Origin of the sequence: Motilibacter rhizosphaerae (genome assembly GCF_004216915.1) — a bacterium.
Lineage (GTDB): Bacteria > Actinomycetota > Actinomycetes > Motilibacterales > Motilibacteraceae > Motilibacter > Motilibacter rhizosphaerae.
In genome coordinates, this window is sequence record NZ_SGXD01000003.1 from 308,057 (window position 1) to 322,341 (window position 14,285).

General features: G+C 75.8%; 13 protein-coding genes. 3 read left to right on the plus strand and 10 right to left on the minus strand.

Going from position 1 to position 14,285, the window contains the following annotated elements:
* Entirely contained in the window at positions 1-1,014 is a 1,014-nt protein-coding gene (locus EV189_RS12215) for a uroporphyrinogen decarboxylase/cobalamine-independent methonine synthase family protein (protein WP_231116332.1), read from the minus strand.
* Between the two features lie 125 nt (positions 1,015-1,139).
* On the opposite strand from EV189_RS12215, the gene EV189_RS12220 reads away from it, so the two are divergent.
* The 3 genes from EV189_RS12220 to EV189_RS12230 are packed head-to-tail and all read left to right on the plus strand — an operon-like array spanning position 1,140 to position 2,675.
* Positions 1,140-1,691 (plus strand): RNA polymerase sigma factor, encoded by a 552-nt coding sequence (locus EV189_RS12220; protein ID WP_130493241.1) that lies wholly within the window; start codon positions 1,140-1,142, stop codon positions 1,689-1,691.
* Positions 1,688-2,473, plus strand: a complete 786-nt coding sequence (locus EV189_RS12225; protein ID WP_130493242.1) for a hypothetical protein — start codon at positions 1,688-1,690, stop codon at positions 2,471-2,473. Before EV189_RS12220 ends, EV189_RS12225 begins: the two co-directional genes overlap by 4 nt.
* 4 nt (positions 2,474-2,477) lie before the next feature.
* On the plus strand, positions 2,478-2,675 hold the full coding sequence (locus EV189_RS12230; protein ID WP_130493243.1) for a hypothetical protein: 198 nt from the start codon (positions 2,478-2,480) through the stop codon (positions 2,673-2,675).
* On the opposite strand, the gene EV189_RS12235 is transcribed toward EV189_RS12230, so the two are convergent.
* From EV189_RS12235 to glgP, 9 genes are all read right to left on the minus strand, one after another.
* A complete protein-coding gene (locus tag EV189_RS12235; RefSeq protein ID WP_130493244.1) occupies positions 2,672-3,244 on the minus strand; it encodes a DUF998 domain-containing protein in 573 nt (190 codons plus the stop codon). The two genes, EV189_RS12230 and EV189_RS12235, sit on opposite strands and share 4 nt — an antisense overlap.
* Entirely contained in the window at positions 3,241-3,816 is a 576-nt protein-coding gene (locus EV189_RS12240) for a DUF7711 family protein (RefSeq protein WP_130493245.1), read from the minus strand. Before EV189_RS12240 ends, EV189_RS12235 begins: the two co-directional genes overlap by 4 nt.
* The gene (gene mnmA / locus EV189_RS12245; RefSeq protein ID WP_130493246.1) at positions 3,813-4,886 is read right to left on the minus strand and encodes a tRNA 2-thiouridine(34) synthase MnmA; all 1,074 of its coding nucleotides are present in this window, start codon (positions 4,884-4,886) and stop codon (positions 3,813-3,815) included. Before mnmA ends, EV189_RS12240 begins: the two co-directional genes overlap by 4 nt.
* Position 4,887: 1 nt before the next feature.
* A complete protein-coding gene (locus tag EV189_RS12250; protein ID WP_130493247.1) occupies positions 4,888-6,057 on the minus strand; it encodes a cysteine desulfurase family protein in 1,170 nt (389 codons plus the stop codon).
* A gap of 27 nt (positions 6,058-6,084) precedes the next feature.
* A complete protein-coding gene (locus EV189_RS12255; RefSeq protein WP_130493248.1) occupies positions 6,085-6,771 on the minus strand; it encodes a peptidoglycan-binding domain-containing protein in 687 nt (228 codons plus the stop codon).
* Entirely contained in the window at positions 6,771-8,036 is a 1,266-nt protein-coding gene (locus EV189_RS12260) for a hypothetical protein (protein WP_130493249.1), read from the minus strand. The genes EV189_RS12255 and EV189_RS12260 overlap by 1 nt, the downstream gene beginning before the upstream one ends.
* 85 nt (positions 8,037-8,121) lie before the next feature.
* Positions 8,122-8,961 carry a PHP domain-containing protein gene (locus EV189_RS12265; protein WP_231116333.1) on the minus strand — a complete coding sequence of 280 codons (840 nt, stop codon included), beginning with the start codon at positions 8,959-8,961 and terminating at the stop codon, positions 8,122-8,124.
* Positions 8,962-9,361: 400 nt separating this feature from the next.
* Positions 9,362-11,425, minus strand: a complete 2,064-nt coding sequence (gene glgX, locus EV189_RS12270; RefSeq protein WP_130493250.1) for a glycogen debranching protein GlgX — start codon at positions 11,423-11,425, stop codon at positions 9,362-9,364.
* A 53-nt stretch (positions 11,426-11,478) separates the two neighbouring features.
* Positions 11,479-14,085: an alpha-glucan family phosphorylase gene (gene glgP, locus EV189_RS12275; protein ID WP_130493251.1), complete on the minus strand. Its 2,607-nt coding sequence runs from the start codon at positions 14,083-14,085 to the stop codon at positions 11,479-11,481.
* Between the last annotated feature and the right edge of the window lie 200 nt (positions 14,086-14,285).

The window sequence follows — 14,285 nt, forward strand, 5'->3', positions numbered from 1 at the left end:
CTAGCCCTCCGGGTCGTCGGTCAGCCGCTTGGCCGCGGCGGTGGCGGTGCGCAGGGCGGCCAGCGCCCCTGGCGGGGTCGCGCCGGCCAGGCCGCACGCCGGGGTGACCAGCACGGCCTCCCCGAGCAGCGCGGGGGCGAACCCGAGCCGGCGCCACAGCGCGCGGACGCGCGCGGCCGCCTCCTCGGAGCGTCCAGGCGCACCGGTCGACGGGACCGCTCCGAGCAGGAGGCGCGTGCCGGCGTCCACGGCCTCCCCGAGCGCCTCCTCCCCGTCCGGCGCCACGAGCGCGAGGTCGAGCGAGACGCCCGCGGCGCCGGTGCGGCGCAGCAGGGCGACGGGGACGGCGGGGGCGCAGCTGTGCACGATGGCCGGGACGCCCGCCGCCTCGACGAGGGACCGCAGGGAGGCCTCCGCCTCCCCGGTCTCGAGCGCGGGGAGCGCGCCGAAGCCGCTGGCCGTCGGCAGCCGGCCGGCCAGGGCGGTCGTCAGCGACGGCTCGTCGACCTGGAGGAGCAGCTGCGCCTCCGGCAGCCGGCGGCGGACGTCCTCGACGTGCAGGCGGACCCCCTCGGCCAGCGAGGCCGCGACGTCGCGGCGGGCGCCCGGGTCGCGCGCGAGCAGCCCGCCGCGCGGCAGCTCCACGCTCGCCGCGAGCGTGACGGGGCCGCAGACCTGCAGCTTGAGCCACCCGGACCAGCCGCCCGCCAGCTCCTCGAGGGCGTCGAGGTCCTCCGCCAGCCAGGAGACCGAGAGCCGCTCGTCGCGGCCCGCCCCGGGCACCAGGCGCCACCCGCTCGGCTGGACGTCGCCGTGCAGGCCGGCCAGCAGGCCGACCACCCGGCCCACCAGGTCGGCGCCGGGCCCGCGCGCCGGCAGCTCGGGCAGGTGCGGCAGGTCCCGCAGCTCGTCGAGCACGAGGCGCACGGCCGCGCGCGGGTCGGTGCCCGGCAGCGAGCCGACCCCCGTCGCCACGCCGGCGGGCAGGGGGGCCGGCATGTCCTCGGTGCTCACGCGGGAAGCGTAGGACGTGCCACCGACAGCACCCGCCCGCGAGCACGCGCTGGGAGGATGTGGCAGTCGGCGGGCTGCCGGACATGAGGTGGCGTGACACCCAGACGGACAGCGAGACAGACAGCATGAGCGCCGGACGCAGCAGTGCCGACGAGCACCGCTTCCGGGAGCTCCACGCCCGCACTTACCCCGACCTGCTGCGCTTCGTCGAGCGCCGCGTACCCCCCGCGGATGCGGAGGACGTCGTCGCCACCGTCTTCCTGACGGCCTGGCGGCGCCTGCCCGACGTGCCCGCCGCGCACGACGACGCCCGCCCTTGGCTGTACGGCGTGGCCCGCCACGCCCTCGCCAACCACCTGCGCGCCGGCGGCCGCCGCGCGGACCTCGACGTCCGGGCGGCCGCGCACCTGCCGGGCGACGTCCCCGACCACGCGGAGGCCGCAGGCTCCCGCGTCGACCTGGCCCGGGCGTGGAGCGCGCTCGACGCCCGCGACCGGGAGACCCTCGCGCTCGTGGCCTTCGACGGGCTCACCGCCGACCAGGCCGCCCGGGTCGTCGGCTGCCGGCGCTCCGCCTTCGCCATGCGCCTGACCCGCGCCCGCCGCCGCCTGCGCGAGGCGCTCGACGCGGCGCCCGCCCCCGCCCCCACCCCTGCCGGCCAGGAGGCCTCCCGATGACGTCCCTCGACCCCGACCTGCGCGCCCTCGCCGCGCTCGATCCCAGCCCGGCGCGCGAGCTGACCACCGCCGAGCACGTGCGCGCCGCCGCCCAGCTCGACCGGATCCTCGCCGCTCCGGCCCAGACCCCCGTCGTGCGGCACCGCCGCCGCCTGCTCGTCGGCGCCGTGGCCGTCGCCGGGGTCACCGCCGTCGCGGTCGTGGGGCCCTCGCTGCTGCCGGGGGGCGCGTCGCGCAGCACGGCGTACGCCTCCTGGACGGCGCACCCGAGCGTGGTGCCCGAGGCCGACCGCGCTGCCCTGGCGCAGCGCTGCGCCCGCAGCTGGGACGCCGCACCGGCAGGAGGACCGTCCGCCTCCGACGTCGTCCTCGCCGAGCGTCGCGGCGTCGCGACCCTCTCGCTCGTCGTGAAGGGCGCCACCCTCGTCGAGTGCGTCGACCTCGACCCGGCCGAGCCGACGGGCTGGTTCCAGCTCGCCGACTGGCCCGACCGGGCGCCCTCCCCTGCGAGCGGCAGCGCCACCCTCGAGACCAGCGGTGCCGCGGGTGACGGGCGCCTGCAGCACTCGGAGGCGATCGGCCGGCTGGGCAGCGCCGTCACGGGCGTCGACGTGCTGCTGCCGGACGGCAGCACGGTGCAGGCGAGCACCGGCCGCGGCTGGTGGGCGGCGTGGTGGCCGGGCGGCGAGGGCGCCCAGCTCGACGGCCTGCGCGTACGGGTGCACGCGGCATCCGGGAGCACCACCACCCCGGCCAGCAGCCTGCTGCCCGCCGGGAGCTGAGGTGGTGACCCTTCCCGACAGCCCGTCCCGAGGCGCGTTGGCCGACGTCGTGCGCGACGTACGGCGGGAGATGCTCACCGGGTCGGTCCGCGTCGACGCGACCGCAGCCCGGGGCTGGCCGCCGCGCGCCCGGCTGGTCGTCGCGCGGCTGCGCCGGGTCGCCGTCCTCACCGGCTGCCGGTGGACGGAGCTGCCCTCCTAGGGCTCCTCGACGCGGCGCGCGAGGGCGACGGCGGCGAGCGGCCAGAGGGCCTGCGCGCCGGCCGCCGCCCGCTCGGCGAGACCGACGCGGTCGGTGCCCGCGCTGAGCTCGGCGGCGAACCAGCCGACGAGACCGAGCAGGCCCGCGGTCGCGACGGCCGCCGGCACCGGCCGCAGCGGTCCGCCGCGACGGGCGGCGAGCGCCGGCCAGACCGCGAGGGCGGTGAAGGCGACGCCCGCGGCGACGGCGTGCTCCGGGGGCCCGCCCCCCTCCCGCAGCGGGTACGCCGCCACCAGCACCGTCGCCGCGCCTCCGGTGGCCAGCACCAGGCGGCCCGCCGGACGCGCGGGCGACAGGGCCGCAGCGGTGCCGAGGTGCGCGGCGCCGAGCAGCGCGAGGCCGGTGGTCATGACGACGCGGTGCGGCATCCCGAGCCCGGCGAGGGCGGAGATGGTCTCCCGCCGGGAGTCGAAGCCGTCCTGCAGCCGGGCGGCGAGCGTCCAGCCGCCGATGAGGGCGACCGGGGCGGTGGCCGCCGGGACCCACGCCCAGCGCGGTGCGCGGCTCATGCCGGCTCCTCCGTCAGCTCGAGGTAGCCCGCAGCCGCCGTGGCCAGCGGGTCGGCGAGGCGGGCGAGGTCGCCCGGCGCCCACCGCCCGGCGCGGTACGCCGCGGTGGTCCGCCGCAGCGCGTCGCGGCTCGTGGCCCGCTCGGCGGCGAGGGCGGAGGCGCGCTCGCCCTCGGACGGGACGGGCAGGCGCAGGGAGCCGGCGGCGGAGGACTCCAGCGTTGCCAGGGCGTCCTCCCGCGGACCAGCGGTGTCCCACAACAGCAGCGGCCGCTCGATCCCGGGGGCCAGCGACGGGCCGGCCGACGAGCGCCAGGCGACGTCGAGCGGCAGGCCGGTGAGCTTCGTCGCCTGCAGCCAGTGCTCGGCACCCGCGGGCACCGCACGCCACCAGACCTCCGCTGCCGGCAGGTCCGTCACGAGCGCGAGCTGGACCGTCTCGACGTCCTCGGCGCCGTCGAGCAGGGGGCCGTGCAGCCACGCGGCGACGACGTGGAACGCCCCGAACCGCGGCTGGGCAGCGCATCCGTCGACCACGGTGCGCACGTGGTGGAGCGCCCTGCTGCGCTTCACCGGCCGGTCGCGTCGATCGTGGCCGAGCCGATGACCCGCGTGCCGTCGTAGAGCACGACCGCCTGACCGCGGGCGACTCCGCGGACGGGGGTGAGCAGCTCGACCGTCGTCCGCCCGTCCGCCACGGTCGCAACGGCGGGCACCGGCTCGCCGTGGGCACGGACCTGCGCCGCGCAGGCGAACGTCCCCGTCGGGACGGCACCGGGCCAGCGCGGCTGCACGGCCGAGATCTGCGTGACGTCGAGGGCTTCTGCTGGGCCGACCACGACGGTGCGGCTGACCGGCTGCACGTCCAGGACGTAGCGCGGACGCCCGTCAGCCGCGGGGCGACCGATGCGCAGCCCCTTGCGCTGACCCACGGTGAAGGCGAAGGCACCGTCGTGCTCAGTCAGCTGCTCGCCGTCCTCCGTCACGACGGCACCCGGCGCGTCGCCCAGCCGCCGGCGCAGGAAGCCCGCGGTGTCGCCGTCGGGGATGAAGCAGATGTCGTGGCTGTCCGGCTTCTGCGCCACAGCGAGGCCGCGGCGGGCGGCTTCGTCGCGTACGGCGGACTTCCTGCTGTCCCCCAGCGGGAACATCGCCGCTGCGAGCTGCTCGGCGTCGAGCACGCCGAGCACGTAGGACTGGTCCTTGTCCGGGTCGGCGGCCCGGTGCAGCTCGCGACCCTGTGGCCCGTCGACGACACGGGCGTAGTGGCCGGTGCAGACGGCGTCGAAGCCGAGCGCCAGCGCGCGGTCGAGCACCGCGGCGAACTTGATCTTCTCGTTGCAGCGCAGGCAGGGGTTCGGGGTGCGCCCCTCGGCGTACGCGCTGACGAAGTCCTCGACCACGTCGGCGCGGAACCGCTCGGCGAGGTCCCAGACGTAGAACGGGATCCCGAGCACGTCGGCCGCTCGACGAGCGTCGCGCGAGTCCTCGACGGTGCAGCACCCGCGCGCGCCGCTGCGGAGTGCCTGCGGCGTCGAGGAGAGCGCGAGGTGCACGCCCGTGACGTCGTGCCCGGCCTCGACGGCGCGCGCAGCGGCGACCGCGGAGTCCACCCCTCCGGACATGGCCGCGAGCACGCGCATCTCAGACCCCCAGCAGCGCGGCACGCCGCGCCCGGTCGAGCACAGTGGGCAGGACCTCCAGCAGCGCAGCGACATCTGCCGCGGTCGAGGTGTGGCCGAGGCTGAAGCGCAGGGTCGCCGCCGCGTCCTCGGGCTCCAGCCCCGTGGCGAGGAGCACGTCGCTCGGGCCGGAGACGCCCGCGTGGCAGGCAGAACCCGCCGAGCACGAGACTCCCTCGGCATCCAGCAGCTGCAGCGCGGCCTGCGCGTCGCAACCGGGGAAGACCACGCTCGCGAGGCCGGGCAGCCCGTGGGCAGGGTCACCGTTGAGTCGAGCCGACGGGTCGAGGCCCTGCACGCCCGCCACGAGCCGGTCACGGAGCTCGCGCAGCCGGCGTACCTCCTCCTGCCGGGCGGCCTGCGAGGCGCTGACGGCCGCGCCGAACGCCGCGGTCAGCACATGCGGCACGCTGCCGCTGCGGACGTCGCGCTCCTGGCCCCCGCCGTGGAGCACGGGGGTGACCGCGGTCGCCCCGCGCAGCACGAGAGCGCCGACCCCGAGCGGGCCGCCGACCTTGTGCGCGCTGACCGCGAGCGCGTCGAGACCGAGCGCCGCCACGTCGAGCGGCACCGCCGGGAGGGCCTGCACCGCGTCGCTGTGCACGGGGATGCCGTGCGGCGCCGCGACCGCGACCACCTCGGCGAGCGGCTGGACGGTGCCGATCTCGTTGCTGGCGGCCATGACGCTCACCAGGGCCACGCTGCCGGGGTCGGCCGCGACGAGCTCGGCGAGGTGGTCGAGGTCGAGCCGGCCGTGGGGGTCGACGCGCACGGTCTCGACCGTGGCGCCCTGGGCCTGCGCGAGCCAGTGCGCGGAGGCCGAGACCGCCGAGTGCTCCAGGGGGCTGACGAGCACCCGCGTACGCCGGGCGTCCTCCGCCCGTCGCGACCAGAAGATCCCCTTGACCGCGAGGTTGTCCGCCTCGGTCCCCGAGCCGGTGAAGACCACCTCGGCGGGCCGTGCCCCGACCGCCGCAGCGACCTGCTCGCGCGCCTCCTCGACGTGGCGGCGGGCGGCGCGGCCGTCGGCGTGGACGCTCGACGGGTTGCCCGTCACGCCCAGCAGGCGCGTGAGGACCTCCGCGGCCTCGGGCCGCAGAGGAGTCGTCGCCGCGTGGTCGAGGTAGGCCATCGCCCCCATGCTAGGCGCGCCGCCGCGTCAGCCGGCCACCCAGACCAGGCCGAGGGCGTGCACGGTGAGCGGCCCGGCGATCCCGTCGGCGCCCTTGCCCCGCCACCCCCGCCGGTGCTGGAAGGCCGCGCAGGCCTCGCGGGTGGCGCGGTCGTAGTCGCCGCTGGGGCCGTGGTGCAGCCGGTAGCCCTTGGCCGCGAGGGCGACCTGGAGGTTCCAGACGCTGTCGGAGTCCCGCTGGCCCTGGCGCATCCGGCTCGCGTAGACGCGCCGACCGCGGCGGTAGGCGGGCGGGCGCGGCGCGTGGAGGGCGAGCGTCTCACCCTGCTGGACCGGGAGCGCGCCCCAGCGGCAGGCGTCGATCCAGCCGAGGTACGGGTGCTTCCAGAAGTCCGTGTCCCACGGCACCTTGTCGACCTTGCCACGCCGCTCGATGTCGGTCGACCAGACGTAGCCGCCGTCGACGGCGAAGACCGCATGCCCGGCGCCCGACTCGATCGAGCCGTAGTACGCGAGGGAGCCCGCGGGCGGCGGGAAGCTCGTGTGCCGGTGCTGCTCCGGGACCCCCAGCCAGGCGAGCCGGGCGCTGTCCCCGAACGGCGCCGCGCCCACGCACTGGCGCGCGAAGACCTGGCAGTGCCGCCACCACGACGGGCGCGAGGGGCTGACCGACTCGTGCAGGGCGACGGCCCGCGCCTGTTCGTAGGTACGCATCAGCGCGTGTCCGCGCCCACGACGTCCGGCAGGACGGGCGAGCCGTCCTCCAGCGGACCGTCGTCGCTGGTGGTGGGGTCGGCGTCGTCGCGGAGGTCGACGACCTGGTCGTCGGGCTGGTCCCCCGGCTGCTGGCCGCCCGGCTGCTGGTCCGGGCCGTCGGCCGCGCCGGCGGTCACGTCGCGCTGGGTGGGCAGCGACGGCGCCTCGATGACGTCCCCGGTGGCGTCGGCCGCCCCGACGGTGCCCGCTGCGGTGGCGACCGTCGTGGGTCGCGCCGACGTCGCCGGCGGCTCCGATCGCGGGTCCTTGGCCGGCAGCTGGGTGAGCAGCGTCTGGGCCTGCGAGTCCAGCAGGCGGGTGAAGGCCTGCTGCGCGAAGCCGAGCACCAGCGCGTACCCGAGGATCTGGTCCTGGGTGTCCAGGGCGGTGAGCCCCGGGATGAAGCCGCCGCGGATGACGAGGATGCCGACGATCGCGGTGAAGGCGCCGAGCGGCACCTTGAGGACGGCGAGCGCGGCGGGGACGTCGTACGCCGAGGAGCTCCCCCGCAGGTTGCGCACCGCCACGGTCGCGGAGAGGGCGCCCCCCAGCAGCCCGATGAGGGCGACGACGAGCACGTCGGCGCTCTGCGGACCGGTCGCGGTCCCGCTGGGACACACCAGCCTGCCGGTCTGGGGCGCGAAGCAGAGCGGCAGCATCGAGGGCCGGGCGGAGACGACGGCGACCGTGGCGACGACGAGGATGGTGACGAGCGCGGCGCAGAGCACGACGATGTTGCGGAAGCTGCGCAGGCGGGTGTGCTGCAGGTCCAGCGCCTCGTAGCTGTCGCGCACGAGCCGGCGGACCAGCGCCCGCCGAGCCGCGAGGGGCGCGGCGGCGAGCTCGTCCGCGGTGACCCGCCGCTGGTCGCTGGGGTGCATGGCGGTCTGCGCGCGAGCGATGGCCGGCGCGATCTCCGCCGCCAGCGCGGGCTCGTCGAGCACCTCGACGGCGAGCGCGCGGGCCGCGTGGAGGTTGAGGTACGCCGCCTCGACGAGCGTGCCGTTCCAGTGCTGGGAGAACCAGCCGGGGACCGGACCCTTGCGGTACGCCGCGGCGCGGGCCATGTCGAGCAGCCGCAGGACGCCCACGGCGGCGGCCTCCTGCTGGGGGTCGAGCCCGGCGGCGCGCGCCATCTCGACCTCGGTCCGCAGCATCTCGGCCGAGACGGCGACCTCCTGCACCCAGATGCGCCGGGGGAGCTGCGGCGTCGGGTCCGACATGGGGCACCGTCCAGGGTCGTGGTCCCTCGACGGTAGGCCTGGCGGGCACGCCTGCGCGCCGCCCGTGCCCCAAGGGGCAGCGGCCTCAGCGGCGCCAGAAGTCGTACGCGTCGCGCCCCGGCCGGAAGCCCGCCTGCTCCACGACGTCGACGGCCTCCGCGAAGCGCTGCCCGACGAGCCAGGGCACGTGCGCGTCCCCGCCGAAGGAGACGGCAACGCCGCCCTCCTCCCGCCACCAGCGCACCAGGTCGACGGAGGCGAGCGGGCTCTTCGTGTTGACCTCGAGCGCGCGGCCGGAGGCGGCCAGGGCGCGGAACACCGCGCGGTACTCCTCCTCGTAGTCCTTCTCGAGGTACTCGTCCGCGCCCTCCGGGATGTAGCGGCGGGCGAAGTCGCAGTGCGCCAGCACCTCGAACGCACTGCTGCCCTCGACGAGGCGCAGCACCTCGGCGAAGTAGCGCTGCATCACCTCGGCCACCGGCAGCACGTCGAACAGCGTGTCCACCTCGACGAGCGCGCCCTCGTGGACCACCGCGTGGCAGGAGCCGAGCACCCGCTCGAACCGCCCGCGGCGCAGGACCGCGTCGAGGCTGCTGGCGAACAGGTGGCACTCCCCGGACTCGACTCCGCTGAGGATCCGCAGGTCCGGGTAGCGGCCGCGGCACTCCTCGAGCTCGGCGAGGTAGGCGTCGACGTCGAGCAGGGTCGTCCGCGGCGGGTACTCGATCTCGACCCCGAGCTCGCCCACGTGGTCGCCCTGCTGCCACACCGTGAAGTCCAGGTGGTCGGTGAACGCGAGAGCGGGGATGCCGAGCTCCAGGGCCCGCTCGCACGCGCCGCGCATCGAGGACTGCTCGCGGCGGTCGTAGGAGAACTGGGTGTGGACGTGGTTGTCCATCGGCAGGCGGCGGGGCTGGGCGGGCACGGGGCAAGGGTGTCAGCCGCTGACGGGCGCGTGCGCGGCGGGCCCCTGCGCGGTTCTTCCGTGACCCCTTGCCGTGATCATGCACATCCTGGGGGTGTCTCCCGGGCGCGGGGACCCGGCGTGGCTCACGGCGGCGGGCGCGCACGGGCGGCGGTGCACGGAGTCCGACGGGCGGGGTCCGCTCCGCGCCGGCGACGCCGTTGATCAGGTAGCCGCACGAGCTGAGCGCCGACCACACGAGGTTCCACCCCCGCGGCGACCACCTCGTGCGGCCGGGCCTGAACTCGATCGGGCTACGTGATCAACTTCGCGGCAGGGGTGGGGGCGGCAGGGGCGGGGGCGAGCGGACGGAGGGGCGAGTGGCGCACGGGAGGGCGGACAAAGGGGCCGCGCCCCAGCCTCAGTCCGCCCGCAGCACCAGCACCGACCGGCCCACCGCGCGGACGCGCTCCCCCACGGCGTACTCCCGTGCGGGCGCGGCATCGTCGGCGGTGTCGATGACGAGCGTCCAGTGCCCCGACGAGCTGCCGGTCGCAGGCAGCGTCACCTGCCGGTCCTCTGCCCCGCCGTGGAGCACCAGCAGGAAGGTGCTGCCGTGCAACCGTTCTCCGCGGGGGCCGCGGCGGCGTACGGTCCGGCCGGACACGCGAGCGGCGACGGTCGACGTCGAGGGGTCGAACCACGTGCCCTCGTCGTTCTCCCGGCCCTCGGCGGTGAACCAGGCGATGTCCTTGGGACCGCCCGGCTCGAGCGGCCGGCCCTCGAAGAAGTGCTTCTGCCGCAGGGCGACGTTGCCCTGCCGCAGGGCCAGCGTGCGGCGGGTGAAGTCGAGCAGCGACTTCTGCGACGCGTCGAGGTCCCAGTCCACCCAGGAGAGCTCGTTGTCCTGGCAGTAGGCGTTGTTGTTGCCCTGCTGCGTGCGGCCCATCTCGTCGCCCGCCGTCATCATCGGGACGCCGGTGGCCAGCAGCAGGGTCACCAGCAGGTTGCGCTCCTGGCGGGCGCGGAGCTCCAGCACCGCCGGGTCGTCCGTCGGGCCCTCGGCGCCGCTGTTCCAGGACCGGTTGTCGCTGGTGCCGTCGCGGCCGTCCTCGTTGTTGGCGAGGTTGTGCTTGTCGTTGTAGGACACCAGGTCGCGCAGGGTGAAGCCGTCGTGGGCGGTGACGAAGTTGACCGAGGCGTGCGGGCGGCGCGTGCCGTAGATGTCGCTGGACCCGGAGAGCCGGTAGGCGATCTCGCGGACACCCGAGCTGGCACCGCGCCAGAAGTCCCTAACACCGTTGCGAAACTTGTCGTTCCACTCCGCCCACGGGCTGGGGAACTCCCCCACGCGGTAGCCGCCCCAGCCCACGTCCCACGGCTCGGCGATGAGCTTGACGTCGCGCAGCACCGGGTCCTGGCGGATGGCGGTGAGGAACGGGCCGTGCAGGTCGACCTCCCCACCGGGCCCACGGGTGAGCGCCGGCGCGAGGTCGAAGCGGAACCCGTCGACGTGCATCTCCTGCACCCAGTAGCGCAGGGAGTCCAGCACCAGCTGGAGCACCTGCGGGTGCGAGGCGTTCAGCGTGTTGCCGCAGCCGGTGTAGTCCGCGTTGGCCGCCCCGTGCCGGTGGTAGTAGATGGCGTTGTCCAGCCCGCGGAAGCACAGCGTGGGCTGGTCCGGCCCGCCCTCGCCGGTGTGGTTGTAGACCACGTCGAGGATGACCTCGAGGCCCGCGGAGTGCAGGCTGCGCACCATGTCCTTGAACTCGCGCACCTGCTGCCCGCGAGTGCCGTGGGCGGAGTACGCGTCGTGCGGGGCGAAGAAGCCGATGGAGTTGTAGCCCCAGTAGTTCGTCAGCCCGCGCTCGCCGAGGAACGGCTCGGACACGAACTGGTGCACCGGCAGCAGCTCCACCGCGGTGACGCCGAGCGAGGTGAGGTGCTCGAGCACTGCGGGGTGGGCGAGCCCGGCGTACGTCCCGCGGAGGTCGTCCGGCACCGCCGGGTGCAGCTTCGTCAGGCCGCGCACGTGCGCCTCGTAGACCACGGTGTCGGTCCACGAGGTGTGCGGCGAGCGGTCGTCGCCCCAGTCGTACGCCGGGTCGACGACCACCGACACGAGCCGTCCGTCGGGGAGCCGCTCCACCGCCAGCGCGTACGGGTCGAGCAGCAGCACGCCCACGTCGAAGCGGTGCCCCTGCTCGGGCTCCCACGGCCCGTCGACGCGGAAGCCGTAGCGCGCGCCGGGGGCGAGCAGGCCGTCCGGCACGTAGCCGTGGAACACGCCGTAGGAGCGCTCCCGCAAGGGGATCCGCTCCTCGGCGTCGTCGTCGTGCAGCACGCACAGGTCGACGTGCTCGCCGTGCTCGGACCACACCGCGACGTTGCTGCCCGAGCCGTCCCAGCGCACGCCGAGCGGGCGCGGGGAGCCGGGCCACGGGAGCTCCTCGTCGGAGTCCCAGCTGTCCTCGATGAGCGTCATCCGCCCGCCTCCCCGCGTCCTCGTCCGTGCCGTGCGCCCGACCCCGCAGGTCCTCAGCGCAGCGGGGGCGCCCCCACGGCCGCGGGCTCGGAGGCGACGGCGTTGGCCACGAGCCCGAGCTCGGCGGGCGACGCGAGGCGCGCGACCGCCGGGAGCACGCGGACGGTGTAGCCGAACGCACCGGTCCGCGCGAGGGGCAGCGTGCCCTCGTAGCGGGCGCGCCCGCCCTCGTAGGACTCGGCCAGCACCAGCGGCGCCACCGCGACGTCGGTGAGCTGGTCGTCGGCGTCCACCCGGCCGTGCACCAGCTGCACCTCGACGTCGGCCGGCGTCAGCGCGCCGAGCGAGACGAACGCCTTGACCTGCAGCACCGAGCCGACCTCCGGCGCGTCGCCGATGCCCTCGGTCTCCACGTGGTCGACGCGCACGCCGTGCCAGCCGCCGCGCACCTCGCCCTTCCACGCCGCCAGGGCCTTCGCCCCGGAGAGGTCGGAGCCGAGCGCGCGGGTCGAGGCCGCCGCGGGTGCGTAGAGCTGGAGGACGTAGTCACGGACCATGCGCGACGCCAGCACCTTCGGGCCGAGCGACTGCAGCGTGTGCCGCACCATCTCGACCCAGCGCGTCGCGACCCCGGCGCCGTCGCGGTCGTAGAACCGCGGCGTCACCTGGTTCTCCAGCAGGTCGTAGAGCGCCGACGCCTCGAGCGCGTCGCGGTGCTCGGGGTCGGTGACGCCGTCGGCGGTCGGGATGGACCAGCCGTTCTCGCCGTCGTACCACTCGTCCCACCAGCCGTCGAGGATCGAGAGGTTCAACCCGCCGTTGAGGGCGGCCTTCATGCCCGAGGTGCCGGAGGCCTCCAGCGGGCGCAGCGGGTTGTTGAGCCAGACGTCCGAGCCCGGCAGCAGCGTCTGGGCCATCGCGATGTCGTAGTTCGGCAGGAACACGATGCGGTGCCGGACCTCGGGGTCGTCGGTGAAGCGCACGAGGTCCTGGATGAAGCGCTTTCCGCCCTCGTCGGCGGGGTGCGCCTTGCCGGCGACCACGATCTGGATCGGGCGCTCCGGGTGCAGCAGCAGGGCCTTGAGCCGCGCGGGGTCGCGCAGCATCAGCGTGAGGCGCTTGTACGACGGCACGCGCCGCGCGAAGCCGATGGTCAGCACGTCGGGGTCGAGGATGGAGTCGACCCAGCCGAGCTCGGCCTCGGAGGCGCCGCGCTCCAGCCAGGAGGCGCGCACCCGGGCGCGGGCGTCCTCGACGAGCTTGCCGCGGAGCACCCGACGGACGTTCCAGAGCGCGCTGTCGGAGAGGCGGGACAGGCCCTCCCAGTCGCGCGCACCGCCCTCGCGCTCCGCTGCCTGGAGCGCCTCGCGGGCGACCCAGGTCGGAGCGTGGACGCCGTTGGTGATCGAGGTGATGGGCACCTCGTCCTGGTCGAAGCCCGGCCACAGCCCCTGGAACATCCCGCGCGACACGTCGCCGTGGAGGAGCGAGACGCCGTTGGCGCGCTGGCCGAGGCGCAGGCCCATGACCGCCATGTTGAAGACGCCGGGGTCGCCGCCCTCGTAGGACTCCGCTCCGAGGCTGAGGACCTTCTCGACGCCGACGCCGGGGGGCGCCAGCTCGCCGGAGAAGTGCTGCTCCACCAGGTGGCGCGGGAAGCGGTCGATGCCGGCGGGCACGGGCGTGTGCGTCGTGAAGACCGTGCCGGCGCGGGTGGCCTCGAGGGCCTCGTCCCACGACAGGCCGGCCGCGACGTACTCGCGGATGCGCTCGAGGCCGAGGAAGCCGGCGTGGCCCTCGTTGGTGTGGAAGACCTCCGGCTCCGGCGCGCCCGTGACGCGGGAGTACGCGCGCAGCGCCCGCACGCCGCCGACGCCGAGGAGCAGCTCCTGCAGCAGGCGGGTCTCGGTCCCGCCGCCGTACAGCCGGCCGGTGACCTCGCGCTCGGCGGGCTCGTTGGCCTCGACGTCGGAGTCGAGCATGAGCAGCGGCACCCGGCCGACCTGCGCGCGCCAGACGCGGGCGTGCAGCGCGCGCCCGTCCGGCAGCGGGAGGGAGACCTCGACGGGGGTGCCGTCGGCCTCGCGCAGCAGCGAGATCGGGAGGTCGTTCGGGTCGAGCACGGGGTAGTGCTCCTGCTGCCAGCCCTCGCGCGACAGCGACTGGCGGAAGTACCCGGCGCGGTAGAGCAGGCCCACGCCGACGATCGGGACGCCGAGGTCCGAGGCCGACTTCAGGTGGTCGCCGGCGAGGATGCCGAGACCGCCGGAGTACTGCGGCAGCACCCCGGTGATGCCGAACTCCGGGGAGAAGTACGCGATGGAGCGCGGCACGGCGCCCGGCGAGCCGGGGTCGCCCTCGCGCAGCGACTGGTACCACCGCGCGCCCGTGACGTAGTCGCGCAGCTCCTCGGCGGCGTCCGCCACCCGGCGCACGAAGCGGCGGTCCTCCGCGAGCTCCTCGAGCCGCGCCGGCGGCAGCGCACCGAGCAGGGCGAGCGGGTCGTGGCCGACCGCCTCCCACTGGTCCGGGTCGATGGCCCGGAACAGGTCCTGCGTGTCGGGGTGCCAGCACCAGCGCAGGTTGAGCGCGAGCTCACCGAGCGGCGACAGCGCCTCCGGGAGCACCGTGCGCACGGTGAAGCGGCGGATGGCTCTCACTGGTCATCTCCTCGCACTAGACCGACCCTTCGGACGACGGCACTCCGACGGGCCAGCACCCCGGTCTGCTCCCGGGGAGTCGTCACAGTGTCACTCGCCGTTCGGATCGCGATCAAACACCCTTGAGCCCGGAGATCATCGGGGCGGCCCGCCGGCCACGCGCCGCACGCCCCCGGGGGTGACGACGGACCGTCGTCGTG

Coding starts and splice junctions, on each gene's coding strand:
- EV189_RS12220 (WP_130493241.1), top strand. CDS start 1,140: ATGAGCGCCGGACGCAGCAGTGCCGACGAGCACCGCTTCCGGGAGCTC.
- EV189_RS12225 (WP_130493242.1), top strand. CDS start 1,688: ATGACGTCCCTCGACCCCGACCTGCGCGCCCTCGCCGCGCTCGATCCC.
- EV189_RS12235 (WP_130493244.1), bottom strand. CDS start 3,244: ATGAGCCGCGCACCGCGCTGGGCGTGGGTCCCGGCGGCCACCGCCCCG.
- mnmA (WP_130493246.1), bottom strand. CDS start 4,886: ATGCGCGTGCTCGCGGCCATGTCCGGAGGGGTGGACTCCGCGGTCGCC.
- EV189_RS12250 (WP_130493247.1), bottom strand. CDS start 6,057: ATGGCCTACCTCGACCACGCGGCGACGACTCCTCTGCGGCCCGAGGCC.
- EV189_RS12255 (WP_130493248.1), bottom strand. CDS start 6,771: ATGCGTACCTACGAACAGGCGCGGGCCGTCGCCCTGCACGAGTCGGTC.
- EV189_RS12260 (WP_130493249.1), bottom strand. CDS start 8,036: ATGTCGGACCCGACGCCGCAGCTCCCCCGGCGCATCTGGGTGCAGGAG.
- glgX (WP_130493250.1), bottom strand. CDS start 11,425: ATGACGCTCATCGAGGACAGCTGGGACTCCGACGAGGAGCTCCCGTGG.